This is a genomic window from Blastomonas sp. SL216, from assembly GCA_026625625.1.
In the GTDB taxonomy this organism is placed as follows: domain Bacteria; phylum Pseudomonadota; class Alphaproteobacteria; order Sphingomonadales; family Sphingomonadaceae; genus Blastomonas.
This window is the reverse complement of the sequence record CP113055.1, coordinates 1795486-1817561: the sequence shown is the minus strand read 5'-3', so window position 1 is coordinate 1817561 and position 22076 is coordinate 1795486. Positions and strand designations below refer to the sequence as shown.

19 protein-coding genes are annotated in these 22076 nt (G+C 61.8%); 9 read left to right on the top strand and 10 right to left on the bottom strand.

The window, feature by feature from the left end; all coding sequences use genetic code 11:
- The first annotated feature begins 65 nt into the window (after positions 1-65).
- Both OU999_08600 and OU999_08595 read left to right on the top strand, forming a co-directional pair.
- Positions 66-878: an AraC family transcriptional regulator gene (locus tag OU999_08600; protein WAC25226.1), complete on the top strand. Its 813-nt coding sequence runs from the start codon at positions 66-68 to the stop codon at positions 876-878.
- Positions 879-1007: 129 nt separating this feature from the next.
- On the top strand, positions 1008-2219 hold the full coding sequence (locus OU999_08595; protein ID WAC25225.1) for a S41 family peptidase: 1212 nt from the start codon (positions 1008-1010) through the stop codon (positions 2217-2219).
- A gap of 700 nt (positions 2220-2919) precedes the next feature.
- Here the strand turns inward: OU999_08595 and OU999_08590 are convergent.
- Entirely contained in the window at positions 2920-3135 is a 216-nt protein-coding gene (locus OU999_08590; GenBank protein ID WAC25224.1) for an AlpA family transcriptional regulator, read from the bottom strand.
- Positions 3136-3810: 675 nt separating this feature from the next.
- Between OU999_08590 and OU999_08585 the strand changes: the two genes are divergently transcribed.
- The 3 genes from OU999_08585 to OU999_08575 are packed head-to-tail and all read left to right on the top strand — an operon-like array spanning position 3811 to position 6379.
- Positions 3811-3954: a benenodin family lasso peptide gene (locus OU999_08585; protein WAC25223.1), complete on the top strand. Its 144-nt coding sequence runs from the start codon at positions 3811-3813 to the stop codon at positions 3952-3954.
- A 59-nt stretch (positions 3955-4013) separates the two neighbouring features.
- On the top strand, positions 4014-4655 hold the full coding sequence (locus tag OU999_08580) for a lasso peptide biosynthesis B2 protein (GenBank protein WAC25222.1): 642 nt from the start codon (positions 4014-4016) through the stop codon (positions 4653-4655).
- Positions 4655-6379: an asparagine synthase-related protein gene (locus OU999_08575; GenBank protein ID WAC25221.1), complete on the top strand. Its 1725-nt coding sequence runs from the start codon at positions 4655-4657 to the stop codon at positions 6377-6379. The genes OU999_08580 and OU999_08575 overlap by 1 nt, the downstream gene beginning before the upstream one ends.
- Here the strand turns inward: OU999_08575 and OU999_08570 are convergent.
- From OU999_08570 to OU999_08535, 8 genes are all read right to left on the bottom strand, one after another.
- A complete protein-coding gene (locus OU999_08570) occupies positions 6372-8600 on the bottom strand; it encodes a prolyl oligopeptidase family serine peptidase (protein ID WAC25220.1) in 2229 nt (742 codons plus the stop codon). The genes OU999_08575 and OU999_08570 overlap by 8 nt on opposite strands.
- A complete protein-coding gene (locus tag OU999_08565; GenBank protein ID WAC25388.1) occupies positions 8590-11106 on the bottom strand; it encodes a TonB-dependent receptor in 2517 nt (838 codons plus the stop codon). Before OU999_08565 ends, OU999_08570 begins: the two co-directional genes overlap by 11 nt.
- 129 nt (positions 11107-11235) lie before the next feature.
- Positions 11236-12264, bottom strand: coding sequence for a FecR domain-containing protein (locus OU999_08560; GenBank protein WAC25219.1), 1029 nt, complete (start codon positions 12262-12264; stop codon positions 11236-11238).
- Positions 12261-12818, bottom strand: coding sequence for an RNA polymerase sigma factor (locus OU999_08555; protein ID WAC25218.1), 558 nt, complete (start codon positions 12816-12818; stop codon positions 12261-12263). The genes OU999_08560 and OU999_08555 overlap by 4 nt, the downstream gene beginning before the upstream one ends.
- A gap of 325 nt (positions 12819-13143) precedes the next feature.
- Positions 13144-13737, bottom strand: a complete 594-nt coding sequence (locus OU999_08550; protein ID WAC25217.1) for a GntR family transcriptional regulator — start codon at positions 13735-13737, stop codon at positions 13144-13146.
- Positions 13734-14600 carry a phytanoyl-CoA dioxygenase family protein gene (locus OU999_08545; GenBank protein ID WAC25216.1) on the bottom strand — a complete coding sequence of 289 codons (867 nt, stop codon included), beginning with the start codon at positions 14598-14600 and terminating at the stop codon, positions 13734-13736. Before OU999_08545 ends, OU999_08550 begins: the two co-directional genes overlap by 4 nt.
- Positions 14597-15220, bottom strand: coding sequence for an autoinducer synthase (locus OU999_08540; GenBank protein WAC25215.1), 624 nt, complete (start codon positions 15218-15220; stop codon positions 14597-14599). The genes OU999_08545 and OU999_08540 overlap by 4 nt, the downstream gene beginning before the upstream one ends.
- A 145-nt stretch (positions 15221-15365) precedes the next feature.
- Positions 15366-16103 carry a LuxR family transcriptional regulator gene (locus OU999_08535; GenBank protein ID WAC25214.1) on the bottom strand — a complete coding sequence of 246 codons (738 nt, stop codon included), beginning with the start codon at positions 16101-16103 and terminating at the stop codon, positions 15366-15368.
- 473 nt (positions 16104-16576) lie between these two features.
- Between OU999_08535 and OU999_08530 the strand changes: the two genes are divergently transcribed.
- On the top strand, positions 16577-17515 hold the full coding sequence (locus OU999_08530; protein WAC25387.1) for a zincin-like metallopeptidase domain-containing protein: 939 nt from the start codon (positions 16577-16579) through the stop codon (positions 17513-17515).
- 61 nt (positions 17516-17576) lie between these two features.
- Here OU999_08530 and OU999_08525 read toward each other — a convergent pair whose 3' ends face one another.
- On the bottom strand, positions 17577-18110 hold the full coding sequence (locus OU999_08525) for a hypothetical protein (protein ID WAC25213.1): 534 nt from the start codon (positions 18108-18110) through the stop codon (positions 17577-17579).
- A gap of 309 nt (positions 18111-18419) precedes the next feature.
- On the opposite strand from OU999_08525, the gene OU999_08520 reads away from it, so the two are divergent.
- The 3 genes from OU999_08520 to OU999_08510 all read left to right on the top strand — a co-directional run bounded on the left by OU999_08520 (position 18420) and on the right by OU999_08510 (position 21697).
- Positions 18420-20549: a ParB/RepB/Spo0J family partition protein gene (locus tag OU999_08520; GenBank protein WAC25212.1), complete on the top strand. Its 2130-nt coding sequence runs from the start codon at positions 18420-18422 to the stop codon at positions 20547-20549.
- Positions 20550-20633: 84 nt separating this feature from the next.
- The gene (locus OU999_08515) at positions 20634-21110 is read left to right on the top strand and encodes a hypothetical protein (protein WAC25211.1); all 477 of its coding nucleotides are present in this window, start codon (positions 20634-20636) and stop codon (positions 21108-21110) included.
- Positions 21107-21697 (top strand): hypothetical protein, encoded by a 591-nt coding sequence (locus tag OU999_08510; protein WAC25210.1) that lies wholly within the window; start codon positions 21107-21109, stop codon positions 21695-21697. Before OU999_08515 ends, OU999_08510 begins: the two co-directional genes overlap by 4 nt.
- The last annotated feature ends 379 nt before the right edge of the window (positions 21698-22076 follow it).

Below are 22076 nucleotides of genomic sequence, written 5' to 3'. Positions count from 1 at the left end.
CATTTGCCCGTTATACGGGGCGGCAACGCCTGCCGGCCAAGCTTTCGTCGCGCGAAAGGATGAAAATGGTAGCATCCAATGGGATGGAGATGGCTCGGATCTGGCGTTCTAGCTTCATCGCAGGCGCGGAGGTTATGTCTGTCGCTTATCGTCACCGTGCCTTTCCGCAACATAGTCATGACGGGTATGTCATCGGGGTAGTGACTGAAGGGGCCGAGAGACTTGACGTCGGCGGCACTTCTTACATCGCTGGAGCCGGGAGCGTCCTGCAAATTCACCCTGGCGAAGTGCATGCAAACGCGGCCATTGGCTCTTCGATACTCAAGTATGATGTTCTGTACCTGCCCGAGCCAGCACTGCGCCCCTATTTGCTTACGGGCCGTGAAGGCAGCGCACTCAGCTTCATGCGTCCGGTGTCCGACGATCCCTCCCTTTTCGAAATCGTACGCAACGCCCACGTATGCCTGGCGGCTGATGCGGGGCGACTGGAGCAGGAAAGCGCGATTTTGGCACTGCTGCTTGCCTTGACAAGGAGCAGTGCGCCTATCGTGCGGCGACTGCCCGAGCCAACGGTGCCGATTGGTCTGGCACGCGAATTCATTGATACCCATTTTGCAAGCACCTTCGGCCTTCAGACCCTCTCTCGCCTGACAGGCCTCAGCGTCTATCATCTGGTTCGGAGCTTCAAGAAATCGGTTGGCCTGAGTCCTTTAGCCTACCGAAATCAGCGAAGGATCACGTCAGCGAAAGCAATGCTACTTCAAGGTGTGCCAATCGCAGAGGTGGCATTAAGTGTCGGATATTCGGACCAAAGCCATTTCACGCGTCACTTTCAGAAATTGGTCGGGCTCTCGCCCGGACGTTACGCACAGCAATAACGTTCAAGGCGTAGGGCGCTCGGGCAGCTAAACTGCACTCGGCCATGCAAGTGCAGGAGTTACCCGATGCATCACCCTAGCCGCCGGAGCCTGCTTCGCGGGAGTTTAGCGCTCACAGCTGCTCACGCCATGCCAGCCAATCTGCTGCAAGCAGCAGAGCCTCGCCAGAACGTCAGTTTCATCAAAGATTTCGACGATCTCTGGCATAATTTAGCCAAGCGGTACTGCTTCTTCAGGGAGAAGAAGACTGATTGGAATGCTGTTCGCACGCTCTACAGGCCGCAAGCTATGGCGGCGCGCTCGAGAAACGAGCTGGCGAACATCCTCGGTAGGGTCCTTGCAGAATTGTACGATGCGCACACCTATCTGAGGCAGGATCCGGATCATCCGTTGGGAAGTTCGTACTTCGACTCGCAGCGCAGCCCCTACTTCGACCTTTGGGTCGAACCGAAGGAGGGTTCGCTCGCACTTGTGACGAGCGTCAGGGAGGGATCTGCTGCCGCAGATGCTGGCATTCTGCCAGGTGACGTAATCACCGCTGTCGATGGCCGCCCAATTGGCGAATTGGCTGCCTACTTGATGCCACGCTGCTTGGCGAAACCCGATCCGGAAGCCTTGGCTTTCACGCTCAACCTCGCAGTTTCAGGTCGCCGGCAGCAGCCGCGCACTGTCATCGTAAGGCCCGGCATCGGGAATGAACGACAGGTTGACGTGCCGTTGAAGGAACCCGTGCAGCGCCCGGACTTCGAAATTCGGCAGCTTGCCGAGGGCTTCGGCTGCATTGTCATAAGGAGTTTCGCCGACGAGGCTATTGTTGCGCAATTCGACGCAGCCTTGCTGGCCTTCCGCGACACACCAGGCCTCATCATCGACGTCCGGGAAAATGGCGGCGGGGACACCGCGGTCGCGAGGCCGATCATGGGCCGGTTTATCACCGAACGAAAGCCCTATGCCCGTATGAGCCGCCGCGAGGGTGATGGCTTGAGCACAACCTGGACCGAAATGGTTGATGCGCGTGGGCCATTCACCTACACAGCGCCTATTGTCATTTTGACCTCCCGCTGGAGCGCGAGCATGGCGGAAGGTTTCCCGATGGGCATGCGCGGCCTTGGCAGGGCAACAATTGTCGGAACTCCGATGATGCGCGTGGGAGCGGCAGTGTTCGATACACTGTTGAAGCAGTCGCAGATTCGGTATCAATATTCGGCAGAGCCTGTCTACGATGTCGAGGGTCGGCCTCGGTGGCTGCTTGAGCCCGATGTTTTAGTGAGCGGGGATGAGGATACAATGGCGGCAGGCATCGCCAGCCTCCGCGGTTCCATCGCCAAGATAGCCTTATAATGTGCGCAATCCTGATCGCGTCGCGGTCAGGCGTAAGGCATAACGGGCGTGTCAAAGTGGAGGCCTGCCCCATGAAGCTGCGCATCGCCTATGGGGGAACTTCTTCGTCACTATACCACAAGCCGCCATTCGCCTTCCCACCCAGATATCGTCATAGAATCTGCCTTCTGCGCAACCTGAAACCGGTCGTTTGATCGAAGGAGGTGCCGCTGGACAGTCGCGGGCACCGTCGAGGCGAAGCGGCGTTCGACAAACTCCCAATTGCAGACATGCCTTTGTGCCAGCAGAACACCGGGATGGATCAAGAAAGGCCTTCGGAACGGCTCGTGGATCAACGGGTGCGAAACCGCATGATGGAGGAGATTTGGAGCCTTTCCGACGGCAACAGCGGAGTTGGCTCGAGCGGACCAACTGAATGGTTCGAATCCTTTTTTGTTTGGTTCCCTTACGAAGGGGAGCCCGACTGGTCCGCGAGGCAGTGCCGCCCTTGTGTCGATCCAGGGCGAACACGTGGCCATTGACGGGGCAGTCGACTGGATTTGTATGAGCCTTGCGAGCAGCGCCGCCATGCGCGACACGGTACTGTCGCCTCTGCCGTTGTTTCCTGAACTTGACCGACACGCTGCCTGACGCTGCTGCACCTTCTGCTCGGCCTCGCTCGATCAGAATCGAACGAACCTTCGAAGCGAGGGAATGGCCATCAATGTATCGGTGCGTCGCTCGCGCTGTAGTGCATCGGGTTGATCAGCCATTGCTCCACGGCCGACTCTCTCCAGCCGCAGCATCGCTCCGCCAGCTTGACCTGCTGCGGGAAGGTTCCCGCGTGGATCTTGCGATACAGTGTTGCCCGCGAAAGCCCGGTGCGATCGAGCACGGCTGCGAGTCTCAGGAACCGGTCGGGGTTTTGGGATGTCATGGCAATTGTCTCCATCCATTGGTTTGATCTGCCCCTGCCTGCGACGAGAATGACCATGTGTGACAGGACGTCAATCGAGCGTTCGGCGGGGCTTTCGGACGGGCGGCGGTAACGGAGTCGTTATGGGTACCTGCACGAACGAATCTCGTAGCTCGAATTTTTCTGCTCATTGCGTCTCATGCGATGACCTTTCGCTGCTCTGCGAGACGCAAAGACAATCGCAGCAATAGGCGATGCCGGGAGGGACTGGGGTCCGGTCGTTCCGGAAGGATGGGAGAGTCCCGCTGCTGGAATGGCCTTGGCGGCAGGCGTTATCCGTGGACCGCGACCCGGCTTGCGCCGACCGTGTGCAAAGCGGGCTCGGTTTTTTTTTCTTCGATGGCTTTGAATAGAACCGTTTCCGGTTTCAATTCTTCTTGCTCTCCAACCAGTCTGTATCACCATGAGCTGCCTCCGAAACAATATCGGTGGCTGACCGGGTTCTGGCATGAATGTCCAGGCGCATAGCTAAAGATGCCAGTACGCACACCGACAGGCGTTTCCACTTGCCCGGTCATTTTTACGATCGACAAAGGGTCGGATTATTTTCGGATTATAAAATTGAGGCGATGGCAGCCCAAGCATAGCCTTTCCCTGCGACCGATCCCGGTCGCATCTGATGGAAAGGAACTGAGCATGAACGCATTTGAAACCCAGAATGACGACGTCATCGACCTCGGCGCCGTGCAGGAAGAAACTCGCGGCTCGGCGATCGCCGGCCTCGACGACGTCCAGCCCGGGCTGAAAATCTTCGTCGGCGGAATTGACCGCGAGGATTGATCTGCATTTGGCGTGCAGCCTCAAGGCTGCACGCCATTGCTGGTCTCGGGCAGTTCATTATGGAATACAGGCTCTCTCCGGATATGCGTTGCTGCACCATCGGGATGCATTCAATATTTCTGGATCTCGCTCGTGATCGCTATTTTCTGCTCAGTCAGGACGCCGAGGTCCGATTTCGGAAGTTTCGTGAGGGCAGGGCAGATGAAGCCGATCTGGCCTGGCTCATTTCAAAGCGAATAATCTGCCCGGGTGTGCATCAGCCGTCCAACAATTTGCCAGACCTTCCTGCCCCTGAATTCAGTGCACTGGACAATGACCTGCCATCGGCGCGATTTGTGTGCACGGCCAGGGCCGCGTTTGCGCAGATCGCAGCAAGGCGCGCTATCAGGCGCCGTCCGATCGCACGAATTCTCGGCGAAATACAACCAGTCAGCGAGCGCCACATCCCGAATGAGCATCAGCATGCGCTGCACGTCGCATCTGCATTCCAACAGGCTCGCTATCTGATCTCCGGAACTGATCAGTGCCTGCCGCGAGGTGTCGCCATGAAACGCATGCTTGCTCGCCAGGGTTGCCATGCTGACCTTGTCATCGGCGTTGCGCTGCCATTTTCCGCCCATTGCTGGGTTCAGCTGGGCTCGACTGTTCTGACAGATTCGCTCGAGCTCGTCGAAGCTTACAAACCTATTCTGGTGGCTTGATGGCAGGGCATTATCGCATAGAAATTTCGCACCGGCAGGACGTCGGGCGAAGCGCCGCTGGCGGCAATGCCGTTTCTTCCTTCGGGGCCGGCACCGGACGCGTGTGGAGTGACACTCCGGTGATCCCGATAGGCAGTCATGGCTGTGTCATCGGTCATCTTTTCTCACGGACAGACCCGAGCGTTCGCATCGTCGAATTTGCTGCCGATGAAGTTCTGGCGATCCGGGCAAGCGGTGGACGCTCGCTGCTGGGTGACTTCTGGGGAGCATATGTTGCGGTTTTGACGGGAGTGGATGGCAGTGTCTCGGTACTGCGTGATCCATCAGCGCAAATGCCCTGCTATTACCGATCGGAAGCCGGCTCTCTGGCATTGGCCAGTGATGTCACGCAGCTTGCCCAGCGTGGTCCTCAAGCTGTCAATTTCATCGAAATCGGAAGACTGCTGATAGGCGTCGATACGATAGGCCGCGAAACCTGCATCTCAGGGGTCATGGAGCTGCTTCCAGGTGAGTGCATCACCTCCACTCCAGAGGGTCATACGATAAGTCAGTGGTGGTCTCCATGGCCGTGGACGACTCCCGAGCGCCTGCTCTCGTTCGAGACCAATGCATCGAGGCTGCGCAGGGTATTGCTGGATTGTGTGGGCTCCTGGGCATCGTGCTTCAAGTCGGCCGTCCTGGGCGTTTCAGGCGGACTCGATTCATCCATCGTCGCCTGCGCAACACATTCGCAGGCGCTTGAGCTTCATTGCCTCAACATCGTCAGCAGTGGTGCGGGCGGTGATGAGCGAAGCTACGCCTCTGTTCTTGCTTCAGCGCTCGGACGTCCTCTGCACGAACGGCATTACAGCCTGTCGTCCATCGATATCGAGAAACCTGTCGCCCCGCACCACGCATGGCCAAACGCCCCTTATTTCATGCAGGGTATCGCCGCGATCCATTCCGGCTTTTCCAGCGAGCATCATATCGACGCCTATTTTTCCGGAAACGGCGGCGACAATGTGTTCTGCAGCCTCGCCACGGCGGCCCCGTTCGTCGACCGGTTCCTGACGCAAGGGGCCCGATCGGGAGTTATGAACACGCTGCGCGATCTCAGTCTTCTGACGGGCGCCGACGGCATGACGATCCTGCGCCACGCTTTGGGTATATACAGGCGCGTTGGTGGTCCGCCCCGCATCTATCGTAACAAGTCAGGCCTATCAGCCTCATTTATCGAAGCGCTCGGGCCCTTCCGGCCGCTTCACCCCTGGCTCGAAGATACCGAGGGCGCACTCCCGGGCAAGATCGGGCACGTGAAGCAGATCATACGCGCGCATCGTGGCATCGAGCTTTATCCAAGGGCAGAGTCTCCCGTCCATATTGCTCCGTTGCTTTCCCAGCCGATCATTGAGCTGTGCCTGGGCATTCCGACCTGGCACTGGGTCCATGATGGAATCAATCGTGCAGTTGCACGCGAAGCCGTTCGCAGCATCGTTCCCCATCAGCTTCTGAGGCGAACTTCAAAGGGCGGCCCTTCAGGCTTCATGGCCGAAATATTCCAGGCAAATCGCCAGAAAGCAGAACAGATGCTGCGGGATGGACTGCTCGCACGGGCAGGCTTGCTTGACCTCTCGATTTTCGAGGGGATCAATCCTGTGACCGCCAGCGGCTCGGATAAGGCGAGGCGTATCCTGGACCTTTGCGCGGCAGAGGCATGGGCTCGCTGGTGGAGCGATGCTATCTGACCGGCGGCGCAAAGTCCTGGTTTCCATCGGCGTTGACCGAACAGTTCTTGCTGAACGCATCTGCCATCGCGGCCCAGCGATCAACACGGTCGGAAAAGGCCGCGTCGGGGTCACGTTTGCCCAGCAACCAGAAATCGAACCATGCAAGGTTCTCGCGCATCGCGAGCAGCCGATTTGAAGGTATATGAAACAGGTGAGTTTCTTCGGCTGCCGTTGTCTCGCCCGGGTACATGCTGATCTGGGCAGGGACGCTCGTCGAGCGCAACGCCACATGGAAGTCGATTGCACCGGCATGTGGGCCTGCGACCTGCTGAAGGACCGGTGCGCATACAACACCGGCACGCAGCGATGGCGATATCCGAAGATAGTTTTCCAGAAACCGCCCCGAAGGCGGGCCGCCAAAAATGGCACCATAGGATCTGATGGATATGGGATAGATGGCGGGTTCCAGAAAATGGCCATCGCCGCTGGATGCGACCTTGAACGCTCTTGATTGCGTAATGGCGACATTTGTGATCTGCGACCCACGGCTATAGCCCGCAATGCCAACGCGCGTGCTGTCGACGATGCCTTTAAGCACGAGCTGGCTTACAACATCCTCGAAAGTCTCAACCACGTTTAGCCAGGCGCGACTTTGAACTTCGATCGGTGAAAGCGGTCCTGTGCCAGACACCCACTGGGCAAAGGCGGCCATGAGTTCCGGGCTTTGCCGCGGAGATGGCTCATTAGCGAGAATGACGACATAGCCCCGCTCTGCCCAGAGTTGAATCGGATACTCCCATTGCAGGTCCTGATCGGCAAACCGCTCGTCGGCGTCGTGGCCGTGCGTGACGAGTATCGAAGGATACCGGCGCCCTGGATCATAGTCACGCGGCCAGACTATGAATCCTGTAGCAGCGTGACCCGAACGGTTATTCCAATGGTGGGATGTAACCCGCAACGGAGTTATTGCTTCGTGTCGCGCGGAGAGCGGTATAATTTGTGAGACTTTGCCTTTTGCAGGTTCGACTTTGACCAACCGAGGAGGCTGGGTCATCGATTCCTCGACACAGATGCCCCAATCAAGGTTCTCTAGAAAATCGCATTGTGTGAGGCTTCCCTGTGTCACGATTGAGCGCGCACCTTGGGACGAGACAAGCGCCAGTCCATATCGTGGATGCGTGGTAGTGCGCATGCCGAGGACTGTGCGCCTGCCATCCGCTGATCGCCAGCTTCCTGCAGCCATTGGGTGCCCCAGAAAATACGGATACCTGCCATAGCTATGTCTTGTGCCGTCGGCTCGCGTTTCGACCAGTTCCAATTCTGAACCATATCCGTCGGTGGATAGCAGACCTCCCCGAGGCCCCTTCATGAAGTCGACAGAAGAAAGGCCCTGTTGCTCGCCTGCCGGGATGCTTGTCGTCGAACCGAACTTCAGGTCGAACGCTTCGGATCTATCACTTTGCGTGCCCGACGTGGTTTCAACGTAATATCGCAATCCATCGTCGGCCCAGCTTACGGTTCCGGCATAATAGAATGCCAGACGATCGCTCGCCGGTCGGGTAGCGACGAGAACATCTTCGCCGGAAGCAGACCGCAGTCGGAGTTCGACAACGGCACTGACGGGCGCACGACGCCTTTGCTTCTGCAGGACGACTTCGTTGTCGAACTGTACTTTGGGCTTGGCGAACCCAGGTTTTAGGGCCGCGTACCACAACCATTTGCGATCCGGAGACCAGTCATAGGCCAACACGCCGACACGATGCGGCGCGATGAAAGAGACTGCAAAAAGGCCGCCCTCTGTCTCTCCTATCATTACGCTTGCCTCGCTCGCGAGGACGAGCTGAGGTTTTGAGCCTGAGTCGACCCGGTAAAGCTGTTGCCCCTCACCTATATCGAGCAACACATGCCAGCCTCGCTCTCCCTTCATGGCTTCGAGCTGCGTGGCCGCGCCGGCGCGCGCCATTTCCGTTCGCTCGCCAGTGGACAGATCCACTCGATAGACGAAATGCATTGTCTGGTTCTTCTCGATATCTCCCGCCCTCTGGATATATGCCAGTTCAGATCCATCGGAGGACAGTGCCAGAGAGGTGACCTTCGGAGCCGTCACGATATCTTCCAGTGTCCACCGACGCTCAGGCGTCTCCGCCTTTGCTTCAGTCAGCTGCCCGCCAAGGAGCAGGCTGGCCAGGATCGGCCAGCCGGCAGCCTGCGTGCGTTTCGCGAGCGCCTTACCAGTCATGACGGATCGTCAGGCCAAGGAAACGCCCGACAGCCGAGTAATTGGTTGTATCGAAGGGAGTGTCGAACGCGGCTGCGGTGAAAATCGGCTCGGGCTTCTCATTGAAGATGTTGAGGGCATTGAAAGCAATTTCAGTGCCGTGACCCAGGCTCAGTCGCGCGGTCAGGTCGAGCGCAGTGAACGAGGACAGTTGCGGTTGTGTCGGTCGTCGGTTGTCGGTGACACCGCCGGTATAGTTCACAAATGAAGACAACGAGATCCGCTTCGTCGTGAACGTCGCGCCGGCCCGGGCGCGCAGATGCGGCGGAAAGAAAATGGTCCCGGCAAGCTCGGTAACAGGAAGGCCCGGCAGCAGGCGCTGAGTGCTATCCATACAGGTTCCGCCCAGGCTGAGCGATAGCTGCCGGTCATCTCCGAACGAAAGGTCGTAGCGCGCTGAAACATCGATCCCGCTATAGGTCTGCTGGGCGATGTTGCGCGAACGCGCATCGAGAAGGGCGACGACGCGCGAAGGGTTATAGGGGGCCCCGGTAGCATTCTGCAGTCCGCCATTCGCCCGGCTGAACAGAGCGTCCAGAAGGGCAGCAGAGGGATTGAAAGTGACGAGGTCAGCGAAGACCGGATTGTTCAGAACGCCTGCAGACGACACCAGGGGGGGAGCGACCCGATCCGTGTAGTCGATGTGAAAATAGCTCGCCGAAAGTTCCAGGTTGGCAGCAGGTCTGGCTGTCGCGCTGAACGTCCAGTTTTCGGACCGCTCGGGTTCAAGTATTTCGCTGGCACCCAGTGCTACTGCCACTGTCGAACCCGGCGGAAAACCCTGGCCGAAACCACCGACAGGGGCGAGAACGGCTGCATAGCCTGAATATTGCTGAAGAAGGGTCGGCAGCTTGAACGACTTGCCCCAGGAGACGCCGAAGGTGAGCTCGGCAATGGGTTCGTAGACGAAGCCCAGCTTTGGCGTCACGACATCGCCCGAATCCGAATTGTCCTCATAGCGCAGCGCCCCAGTCAGCGATGTGCGGTGCGCAAGGGCAATCCCCTGTTCCGGGCTGGTGATAGGCACGAACAGCTCACCATAGGCGAAATAGTTTTTCCGAACCCTCTCGATGGTTCGGGCGTCCAGCCGGGCGTCGAACACACTGGACCGGTAGCCTGCGCCGGCTGCGATCCGGACCGATCCTGCTGGAAGTTCGAACAGAGCACCCTGCAGACCGGCTTCGATCGAAAAATTGCGGTTGTCGTATATGCGGACACCTGTGCCGGTCTGTGCCCCGCCAGCGAAGATCCGGGACAACCCGTCAGTTGTGTCGGTGCCGTAGAAACCCAGGATTTCGAGGGTCCAGTCGTTCGACAGATCTACGGTAACCTTCGGAGCAATGCCGAAGGTCTCGAACTCCGTTCGCGTGAGGATACCGGATTGTGTGACCGGTTGGCTCAAGGTGAACGCTGATGCGAGCCGCTGCCTGCCGGTCTTGTAGATCATATCGGCACTGAGCTCGATACCTGCGCCCAGTGCCTGATGCGCACTGAGAAGGATGGCGTGGCGACGCAGATCCGGCAAGATCGTGGAGGCAGGATTTGTCGAGGCGGTATAGCTGCGAGCATTGGCCTGGATCGACGTATTGGTGCTCGCATCATAAGCCGCCAGAATCCCGCCCGTTGACCAGCTGGTTCCGGCAAGAGCGCTGAACTGCTGCTGGAAATTGCCGCCTTCGGTCGATCCGCCGACGCGTGCCGTTGTCGAGACGCCCTCGTAACTCCGCTTGAGGATGATGTTGACCACGCCGGCCACCGCATCCGCACCATAGATCGCCGATGCCCCGTCGGCGATCACCTCGACCCGGTCGACCGCAGCCACGGGAATGGCGCTCACGTCGATCACCGAATTGACCCCGCTGAACGCAAAGCGGTTGCCGTTGATCAGCGTCAGCGTGGCATTGGGGCCGATACCGCGAAGGTTGAATGTCGATGCTCCGTTGACATTGACGTTCTCGTTGGCGGCACCCTGCGTGTTGCCGATACCCGGGTTCTGGCCGCCGCCGAAATTCTGCGGCAGGCTGCGCGCGACCTCGCCGAGATCGTTCAGGCCGCCATTGCGGATGTCCTCGCTGGTTACGGTCGTCAGCGGAACCGCCGACGGCGCTCCCCGGATGCGCGAGCCGGTAACGACGATCGGATCGGACTGCGCATCGCCTTCGCTGGCGCGCCTGCCATCGGCGCGGCGTATCGTCACGGCTCCCGGCTCGAACCGCGCCACAAGTCCTGTTCCGCGCAGCAGCGCTTCGATGGCCTCGCGCGTCGTCAGGCTGCCTTCGAGCCGGGGGGCCTTCAGCCCCTCGAGATCGTCTGCCGAGGCATAGAGCTCGATCGCGCCGCGTGCAGCAACGCTGCGAAGCGCATCGCCCAGATCCTGCGCCGGAAGATCGAAGGCGATCTTCTCCTGCTGCTGGGCCTGCGCTGCGGCCGGCAGACATCCCAGCGCGGCGCCCGCCATCAGTGCCATCACGAACCGGTATTTCCCTGACATCATTCATCTCCCCACGGGTTTCGGGCAGCTTGTCGGGAAGACATGCGGCCTCTGGAGGGGGAATGACGCTGGCGATGGTTCGACCTTAGTCAGGCACTCAAAAAATTATCGGGAGCGCAAACGGATGCTGTCCGGCCTGCGCTCGGCCTGAAGACCGAGCAATCGCGAAAGCCTGTCGATGAAGCTCTCGGTCTCGCTGATCCTGAACCGGCCCGAGACCTCGAGCCCGCCAATCCGGGGGTCGGCGATGACGATCGGGACGGCGGCATAGCGATTTGCCTGTGCAACCAGCTGGTCGACCCGGACGACACGATATTCTGCCCAACCGGAGGGCCAGTCGGTCATCGCTCTTGATGCCGCTTGCCGTTCGATGGCCAGGGCCTGATCATCCGCGCGGTACGCGATGGACTGGCTGGCAACGAGCTGCAGCGGTCCTGCAGCATTCCAGCGCCCGGCGGCGGGTTCAATGCCGGCAGCACCGCTCGCCAGCGTGACAGCGATCCTGCCGTCCAAAGCCATTTCGATATCGAGCGATGCCTCGCGTGTTGTCACGACACCTTTGCCCGCCTCGATTCTGAATGGTCTTGCATCCCTCGCAATCTGCAGCCGGGCCCTGCCTTTCACCAGGCGGACCAGTCTCGCCTCGGGCGTCATGGCCACTTCGAGCCGGGTATCGGTATCGAGCGTTGCCACCGATCCGTCATCCAGATGGAAGCGCCGGATCTCGCCATGCCGGGTGACAAGGGGCTCGGCGGCCCAGGCTGCCATCGGATTGTTTCGATAGGGGCCCGACAGCGTCGCGCCGCCAGCGTTGAAGGCTACAAACAGCATCGCTGCAGCTGCCGCCATCGCTCCGGCCATCAGCCATCGCCTTGCTCCTGGCGAGCGGCTGGCATCTGCTGCAGGGCGCAGAGGCGCTCGCGCACGATTTTCGCCGTAACGCGCTGAGCCCTTCAGTATCGCCGACTGTCCCAGCAGTCGTTCTGCCCGCTGATAGGCTGCGCGATTACCAGCCGATGCTTCGAGCCAGGCCTCGAAGTCGCCGCGAAGCCGGTCCCGATCCTCGCCCCGCATTCTGACCAGCCAGCCCATGGCGGCTTCGTCTGCCACACCGTCGCTATCGCCGGACATCATCGCTCGTAACCCACTGCCTGGGCGATATGCGCGAGCGCCTTCATCATGTGATATTCCACTGTCGCCACGCTGATCCCCAGCTTCTCGTGTATCTCGCGATAGCTGAGCTCGTCCACCCGGTGCATCAGAAACACTTCCCGCGACCTGGGTGACATGGTGCCCAGCGCAGCCTCGTAAAGCCCCATCAGATCGGCCGCCTCGATATCCCATGTCTGCTGGGCAGGGCTGGCACAATCGCGCTCCTCGCAGAACGAGAGATCGCCTCCACCCCGGCGTTCTTCCTTGCGCGACCTGTCGATGAGGAGGTTGCTTGCGATACGCCGAAGAAATCCCCCGGGATTGACCAGGCTGTCGCGCTGCGCACTGCCTGCTGCCCGCACGAAAACTTCCTGCACCAGATCGGGTGCTTCGTCGGCTCCGGCCTTGCGGCGCAGGAACTGAAGCAGCGCCCTGCCATGCTCGCGAAAGGCCGTGTCGAGATCGGAAGCAGCGCGCGCAGCAGGCTCGGGCGCATGCGGCCGGTCATCGGGATGGACATGGCAGGCCGATGACACCGAGAAAGGGTGACGGCCGGGAGAAGCGCTTTTCCATTTCGGCGAAGACACGCAGCAGCATCCGCAAAGGCACGAGCAGGCGCGCCGGCAGTGCCGGTGCGTCCGTTCTCCAGTGCTGTGCCGACATGGGGTGACATCTCTCGCGCGTCATCCGTTGCGGCCGCCTGTCCGCTGCCGGACGGGCGTTCATAATGCCTGGCGGGATATCCCGCACCGCGCTGCCATGTTTGCGGGGTGCCAGGCAATAGTGTCAGGAACGGCTTGCAATGACAAGAAAACTTCTCAGGAACGACATGCGGACGGGCAATATCTGCTGGCGCGTTTTTCAGACGGACCTGAGTCGCACATAGGCATCGGCCTCCACTACGCGGCGATGATGATAATGCATCAGCAATGGCGTGATCTCTTCGCGCGGAGCGTCTTTTGCTACAGCCGCTTGGAGCTTTTCCAATTCTTCGTCGATGTCATCGAATATCGAAGCGTCGAATGCCCGAAACGGATGAAGCCTGTCACCGAGCCCAGCAATGGCAGAGGCGAGCTCTGCATTTCCCGAACGCGTCGCGATATGCCGGAACAGGCTGGCGAACCCGTCCGAGCCGTCTGCATCGCCAGCCGGCGGGTCCGCCGGGGCCCTGGTGCGCGTTGCAAGGCCCGTCAGAACCAGGACCAGATGCAGCTCCAGCATCGCGCGAAGGCGGCTCTCGGTGATGCGCGGGACATGAAAGCCCTCGCCATGTTCGAAATCGACCATGCGCTCACCCGTCAGCCGGTACAGGCTGTCGCGTACCGGGGTGACGCTCACATGCAGCTGATCGGCGATACGGGCGGCCTCAAGCCGGGTCCCAGGCGGCCAGTGTCCATGCATCAGTCGCCGCCGTATCGCGTCATAGGTCGGCTCGATCACATGGGCAGGGCTCACCGCGCGAGGCGCTCCTGCGCTGCAAACTCTGCTACCATCGCGGCCTGGTCGGGCCGCAGCGCATCCATGGCTGCAAGATGCTCGTCAATATCATCCCGTAACAGCACCGACGGGCACTGGCCCTCGAAATTCCCGAGATTGGGGCGGTGCTGGACATATCCCACCAGCGCTGCAAGCTCGGGTGGGAACGTTCGGGCAATTGCAGGAGGATAGGCCAGCCAGAGATTTTCATAGGGTTTGAGCCAGCCAAGGCTGTAGCCGATGACCACCGCGCGCCTGACGCTATTTGTGAGGTTGGCACCCGCGCCATGGGCGGTGGAGCCGAGGAAGCAGATTGCCGATCCCGGATCGCATTGTGCGATCACCGGCTTGCCCGGATCCTGCCTCGCCATGCCCTCAGCACCATGGCTGTGAGGATAGATTTGCGTTGCACCATTCTCGGCGCGGAAGGGCGTCAATGGCCAGATCACATTCACCAGATATTCGTGCGCGCCCTTGGCGCCGTTCCACATGTCGTGATCGCGATGGGGGAACTGGCGCACTTCGCCTGGATGAATCTCGATGGCCTGGGCGACATTGATCTGGATGGTGTCGCTTGCATCGCCCAGGATCGCTTTCACGGCGCCCAGGATGGTCGTCTCGAGCGCCAGCCTTTGAGCCTGGGCCGAGCGCTTCAGCAGGGCGCCGAAACGCTTGGTCCGGTATCCGTAGAAATCTCCCTGACCAAAAGGTGTCGCGGCAAAGACCGGATGGAGGTCCTGGTCCAGCGCCTCTATCGAGTCGCGCTCGACCAGGTCGGGCACGATGCAATAGCCACTTTCCAGCAGGGCTGCGGCCAGCTCAGCCGAGGATATCGCGCTCATGCGACCTGCTCCCGGCCTTCGACGAGCTGGAGCGCAAGCGGCGTGTAGATACCAGTGCGCTCGAGGCTCGGCCGCGTGCTGGCATCGATCGTGATGGCGAGGGCTCCGATCTTCGAGCCCCTGTCGCCCGCAGGCTCTCCCAGCGGCTGGCAATCCCAGCCGAAGCGAAGAATTTGCGCCAGCCAGCCGAGCTCGGCCACGCCGGTATAGAGGCCGATGCCCTCGCACAGCGCGTGATCCACCAGCGCGGTCACCAGCTGGTTGCGCGATGACAGGCGCGATGCGGCATCCTGGTTCCTGTCGAGGCAGAAGCGCGATATCTCCATAATGGATGAATCGCGCGGGACCTCTCCATCGCACAGATGCGGATAGAGCGTGCCGAGGATATGGGGTGCTGTCGTGGGCAGAAGCCTGGCCGAGGCCCGGTGCTCGCCTTCGGGTCCCAGCAGGATCAGGTAGCGCGCCGCGGCCGTATCGAACTGGTCGATCTCGAACCGATCTTCCAGAACGGGAAGGTCCCAGCCGAGCAGGTCGACGAACACCTGCTTTCGCGCTGCGAACATGGCGCGCATCGCCTCTTCCTGGATGCGGGGTTTCACGCTGATCGGTGCTGGAATCATGATCGTTCCTTCAAGGGCTTGTGCCCCTGGAAAAGACCATTGCGCTGCTGCTTTCGGTATACCCAGTTCAGGGGAGGGGGCAGCCGTGCAGCGCCTTGCCCGGACGGAAGCGCTCGGCGATGGCTCTGCCTGCCAGCAGATATGCTCAGGCGGGCGTCCACCAGTCGAAGACATCCGAGAAGCCGATCACGCCATCGAACATCGCGCACAGGACCAGCATCTGGCGGCCATGGACATCGTAGCGCTCGCGGGCATTCTTGAGATGTTGCGTGACCGTTTCCTCGCTGATGCCGAGGATTGCAGCGATCTCGCCGGCGGTCTTGCCCCGCGCCGACCAGAGCACGCATTCGCGCTGGCGTTCGCTCAATACCGGCCTTGGATCGACCGGCCTTGCCCCGCTGATCCGGCGGGCAGCTGCAAGCGCTGTTGCGCCGACGATCTCGGCGCAGTGGCGCATATCGGGCGGCAAGTCGCGCTCATGCCGGATGACGAAGGTGCAGGTGCCGCTGGCCTCGCCGACCAGATGCCTCGGGACGGTATAGCCATCGACCAGACCGTTCTCGCGGCCGACAGCCAGCATCTGCCTGTCGCCCTTGGTGAGCGGGACATAGAGTTCGAGCTCGTGCCAGCTGAACCCTGTCAGTGCGCGTTCGCCTGCCCGGCGAACGGGGTCTGCCTTGCCCAGATCGAACCCGTTATAGACCGTGGCCCAGCCTTCGGGATAATTGTGGACGAGGAGGCTCCCCGGATCGGCGAGACCCCTTCGGTCATAGGCAAGCGCAAAATGGTCGAAGCGCATCGTCGCGGTGGCCTTGGCGAGAGCGGCAAAGAGCGCTGCTTCATCGTTCGCGCAGGCGATTTCCTGCGACAGATCCTGTGTCACATTCCATTGGTTCACGTACAAACATCGGCAGCAGGCGCGTTTCCGACCCGTCGACCCTGCATGCCACCCCTTTGAAACGACGATGTCCGGTTCCTGTCCGGGATCGCCGAACGGCTGAAATGCTCGCGATTGCGCGCTTGCCATCGGGATGCCGGCAGCTCTTCTGGCCTGGTTCTTCCCGGTAGCGACCGGCGGGCACCATAGCATCGTCTGCCCAGTTGCGAAAGACTCGCATCAGCGCAATTGCAACCGCTTCCGGTTCTATTTCAGGGGCAGCGCGCGGACAGACGGTCTTGTCTCATCCTCTTGCCTGACCCGAAGGTCCCCAGCCTGCGGCGGCGCCAGGCGATAGCCACACTCGGCGAGCCGGCGGCTGTCTACGGCGCAAGGATCGGAGCGAGAGGGGGAATGGGCGGGGTGACGGCATGAAGCGCGGCGAGAGGTTCGCCCGCCGGCCGTCGCGGAGACCATCCATGCCCCGAACCTACCGATCTGCAGCCGGCACTTCGCCTCGGCCGGATATCTGTCGCACGGTGACCGATGAGATCATCGCGCAGCTTGAAAAGGGAAGTGTGCCCTGGGTCCAGCCCTGGGATTGCAGGCATCCGGCCATCGGTCTGCCGTACAATGCGGCGAGCCGGCGGCGCTATAGCGGCATCAACATCCTCACGCTGTGGAACGCCGCTGCCAGCCGCGGCTTTTCCGGGCAGGGGTTTCTGACCTTTCGTCAGGCCGCTGAACTCGGCGGTACGGTGCGGCGCGGCGAGCGCGGTACCGCGACAGTCTACGCACGTCGGGTTCGCGGCACTGACAAGGGGAGGGGAACGGCAGACGCAGAAGGAGAATCTGCCAGGGCCTTTTCGATCCTCAGGACATTCACGGTTTTCTCGACCGATCAGTGCGAAGGCCTGCCCGAGCCAATCACGATCAGACCCGAGGCTGCGACCGGCGATGCTATCCTGCCCGAAGCAGCTGCGCTCATCGCTGCAACCGGCGCTGACTTCAGAATTGGCGGGCCGCATGCCTGTTACGATCCGGTCCGGGACTTCGTGGCGGTGCCACCGCCCGATGCCTTTCACGAGCCGGTCAACTGGCCCCGCACTGCCTTTCATGAGCTCGCGCACTGGACTGGCCATGGCTCGCGGCTGAACCGCGACCAGAGCGGAGCCTTCGGTTCGGTACCCTATGGCAAGGAAGAGCTTGTCGCCGAAATGGCCGGGGCATTTGTGTGCGCGGCACTGAGCATCCGGCCTACGGTGCGACATGCCGATTATATCGGTTCCTGGCTCGCTATCCTGAAGGAGGATCACCGCGCCATACTTCGTGCGGCCAGTGCCGCCTCCAGGGCATTCGACTATCTGCTTGCGCTCGCAGACGGGGCGCACCTGCCGGCATTGGCCCAATATTCATAGCCAGCCTTGTCCCTTCAGCGCTCAGGCCGGGAAGGGCAAGGCTGGCCGCTCAGCGCATCTTTCAGAACGGAATGGGTTCGGCGGTAATGGCATTGGCCATCTGGCCCGGCAGCATCACGGCAGAACGCCCCGAAACGATCATCGAGCCCAGCAGCGCACCGACGCTGTTACCCCGGCCTTCCTGCCGGTGGAGGCCGGTCAGCTTGTAGTTGCGACCATTGACCGTCACATGATCGAACGTGACCTCGAACTTGCCCGACTTGCCGCCAATCGCGCGACCGGTTTTCCAGGTGATCGTGCCCTGAACCATGCTGCCCCGCGGAATGGCGATGACGCCGCCTTCGACAACGTCGGCGACCACGCTGAACTGGAACTTGTCACCTTCCTCGATCCGCTTCGAGGTGATTTCGGCCAGCGGCGTGACGGTGAGCACGGTGCTCGGCGGAACGACCCGCGCGGCAGGCTGAGCAGGGCTGGCGGCCGGCGCTGCCATGGGCACCGACACCGGCGGTGCCGATGCATCCTGTGCCAGAGCCGCACCCGAAGCGAGACCGGCGCCCATCACGAGCGCCAGCGTAAGACTGTTGAATTTCATCGATATTCCCCCTGCTAGCAACAAACCGCAAGCCATAGCCTGCGCTTCGAGCGCGGCCCTGTCAAACAGCACTGCAACCAAACTGAAGCTTTCGCGCGCCCGCTCCAACCCAGGGCGCAGATCGGACGTTTCCCGCTGGCCGGCGTACCGGACAATGGATGGGGCGGGTGGCTTAGCCAGGGCTTCCTTCAGAGCTATCTGGCGATCGTTCGCGCGGCCAAGGCACGAAAGGAAGAGGAGGGCAGGGCCCCTGTGACGGGTCCGGAGCCGGGAGAAAGTCCTTCCGGCGGCCCGTCATGGAGAATGACCATGGCCAGACCAGGAAAAGCCAGCATCACCTTAAGCCCTTCGCGCGACATTCCTTTCGACCGGCTCGTTTTGTCGCAGTCCAATGTTCGCCAGACCAAATGCGGCCTGTCGATAGCAGAGCTAGCCGAGGACATCGCGCGGCGCAGCCTGCTGCAGAGCCTCAACGTCCGCCCGGTGCTCGACGAAACCGGCGCCGAGACCGGCATGTTCGAAATCCCTGCAGGCGGCCGTCGCTACCGCGCGCTCGAACTGCTCGTGAAACAGAAGCGGCTGGCGCGCAACGCGCCTGTGCCCTGCATTGTCCAGCAGGCTGCCGGCGATATCCTGGCGGAAGAAGACAGCCTTGCCGAGAATGCGGCGCGTGAACCCCTGCATCCCCTCGACCAGTTCCGCGCGATGCAGGCGCTTGTCGACAAGGGGCAGCAGGTCGAGGCGATCGCTGCGCATTTCATGACGACACCCGCTGTCGTGCGCCAGCGGCTTAAGCTCGCTTCCGTCTCGCCCAGGCTTCTCGAAATTTATGCCGAGGATGGCATGACCCTCGATCAGCTGATGGCGTTCACGGTGAGCGACGATCACCAGCGCCAGGAACAGGTCTTGGACATGCTGAGCCAGGGCTTCAACCGGTCCGCCCCCTATATCCGCCACAGGCTGACGGAAAGCACGGTGCGCGCCGCAGACAAGCGGGTGCTCTATGTGACACAGGCCGCCTATCTTGCTGCCGGCGGCAGCATCGTGCGCGACCTGTTCGAACCCGATGATGGCGGCTGGCTGACCGACGCTGCTCTGCTCGACCGGCTGGTCGAGGAAAAGCTCAGGAGTGATGCCGACCGCATCGCGGCTGAAGGCTGGAAATGGGTGACGAGCGCCATCGATATGCCCTGGAACATGACCCAGGCAATGCGCAGGATTTCCGGCAGCGAGACATCGCTGTCGCCCGAGCAGACGCAGCGGCTGGCCGAACTCGAGGCGCAGGCCGAAGAGCTGACCGCATCATGGTCGGATGCAGACGAGATACCGCAAGATGTGGAAGCGCGCATCGAGGCGATCGAGACAGAAATCGCCGCGCTGGTCGATCGGCCCCTGATCTACGATCCCGAGGACATGGCCCGCGCCGGTGCCTTCGTCACGATCGATCGGAACGGAGCGGTGCAGGTCGAACGCGGCTTCGTGCGGACAGAGGACGAGATGCCCGAGGTTCCGGAGGGAACCGGCGGTCCGGGCGCGGATCGGACAGGCAATCCCGAACTGCCACGGGGCGATGGAGCAGCGGCCGGGGACCCATCCGCTGTCGGACAGGTTGATCAGGAAAGCGGCGAGGACGAAAGCATGCTGAGGCCGCTGTCCGACCGGCTGGTCTCGGATCTCACCGCCTGGCGGACGCTCGCGCTTCAGGATGCGTTTGCCAGGGATCCCGCCACAGCCTTTGTGGCGGTACTACACGCGATGGTGCTGGCGACCTTTTACAGCTTCAGCCGCGAAAGCTGCCTGCAGCTCGCCCTTCATCCGGTCCAGTTCAGCCATCCGCCGGAAGGCCTTGGCGACAGTGCGCCTGCGCGGGCGATTGCCGAACGCCATGCCGACTGGAAGTTACGCCTGCCGTCCTCGGAAAGAGACCTGTGGACCGCCTTGCTGGCGCTCAAGCCCGCCGACCAGTCGGGGCTGTTCGCGCATTGTGCTGCCCTCGGCCTCAATGCCCAGGCCGAGATCGTCCCCCGCTATGACAATGGCCGGATCTCCAGGCACGGCATCGAGCGCAGGCTGGCGCATTCGCACGTCATCGCACGTGCTGTCGGCCTCGACATCACCGCCGCCGGATGGCGCGCGACCTCGCAAGGCTATTTGCGCTGCGTTCCCAAGCCGCGCATCCTCGCCGATGTCACCGAAGCCCGGGGCGAGCAGTTTGCGCAGATGATCGGCCATCTGAAAAAGGCCGACATGGCGCGCGAGGCCGAACGGCTGCTCGAGGAAACCGGCTGGCTGCCTGAGCCCCTGCGCACTCCGGGCAGCGACGGGACGGTGCCCGGCGACCCGGTCGGCCCCGATCGCCCTGCCGACCTGCCGGAGGGCCTGGCCGCTCTGGTCGATGGTCATGCGGAGGACAGCGCCTGTGCCATCGCCGCCGAATAGACGCGGCGCAGCATAGCTATCCCCGATCCCACCGAAGGCCCGGCCACTGCGCCGGGCTTTCGGCTTTTTTGAGGGAGAATTTCCATGCTCGCATCCGACATCTATCGCCTCGCGCCGCTGGGCGCGACAATCCGCTTCAGCAACGGCGGGCCGCGGCCGCCAGATCGCTTCAGGCGCAAATTGCGGGCCTGGGAGGAGGAAAATGGCAGCGGGACGCTGGTCGAGTGGCGACCCGGGCGTGACGGTGGGCTCTCGCCGCTTCCTGCGACGTTCGGCCTGCACATTGCGACCTATGCGAGCTGCGGCAGGCCCGTTCTCGTCATCCGGCGGATCTACTCCATCGCGAGCCGTCTCGATTTCGAGATTCTGGGCCGTCCGACACCAGGCTGTGCGCTGGTCCTGTCACGATGCGGCGAGGGCGAAGAACTGCTGCATGCCGGCGCGGATGCGTGCGAAGCCAGCGCCTGGCTCGCCCGGAGCGGCTATCGGGATGCGACGATCGCCATCGTGAGCGACACGGCCATCGTGCCGCGTCCGCTTGTTCGCAGGAGGGCAGCATGACCAGCTTGTCCGCCGAATATGGCACGACCGCAGATGGGCTGATGGCCGCACGGGTTGGCCAGCTTGCGCTGATCGCCGTTCCATGCAGCGATGGGCAAGGCTTGTGGATCGTGACGGCTGCCCCCGGGACCAAGCCGATCGGCCAGTGGTGCCGGGCCGATGGTTTCGGCTTTGGCGAACGGATTGCCGATGCGGATGGCTTTAGAGCGCATGTCGATTCCTGTCTCGAGCATCGCCGGCAGTGCCAAGCGCTTGTCCGCGTGGAGGTTTTGCTCTGCGCGACCACATCCTGGGGCTCTTCGCAGCGCGCGACGCGCTATGCCGAGGGTATCATCTTCTACAGCACAGCCAGCCATGGCGGTTTCCATCTGGACCCCGAACGCAACGCCGCCATGCCCGATGCGCTCCGGTTGCCGAGTGGCTGGTACGAGGAGGATATCGACTGGGCCCTGGTTGCCACAGGCTATCCTCAGCTCTTTACCGACCAGGAAAGGTGCATGGCCGAGCGCAGCCTGCGCCAGTGGAAGCCGGGTGCCTGGGCGGCGTTCCATGGCAGTCCGCCTGACTCGAACCGGCCACCCGGCTGAACTCTGCAAGGCCCAGGCTGCACGGGAGCGGGGCCTTTCGTACCCCGCTCCTGGCCTGCATTCGCCCTTCCGCTCCTCGGGACCAGCCTTGCCACCATAACCGGCGGGGCCGGTTTGACGGCCAGGTCGCAGTTCCCGAGCGCCCGGGAATCCATCGCGGGCTGTCCAGCCCTGACCGGTCATGACCACCGGGCCGGGAGGAAGAGCTGGTCTGCGGCCGGGCGGGCCGCGGGGCCGGGAGAGAGAGCGCCGCGCTGCGGCTCGCTCCGAACCTGTTCCGCTCTCGCTCAAGGGAACCCGCCATGGCTTTTGCTTCCAGATCCTCCTCACCAGGTGCCGCGTCCGGCCAAATCGCTGCTGCATCACCGCTGCATCGCGC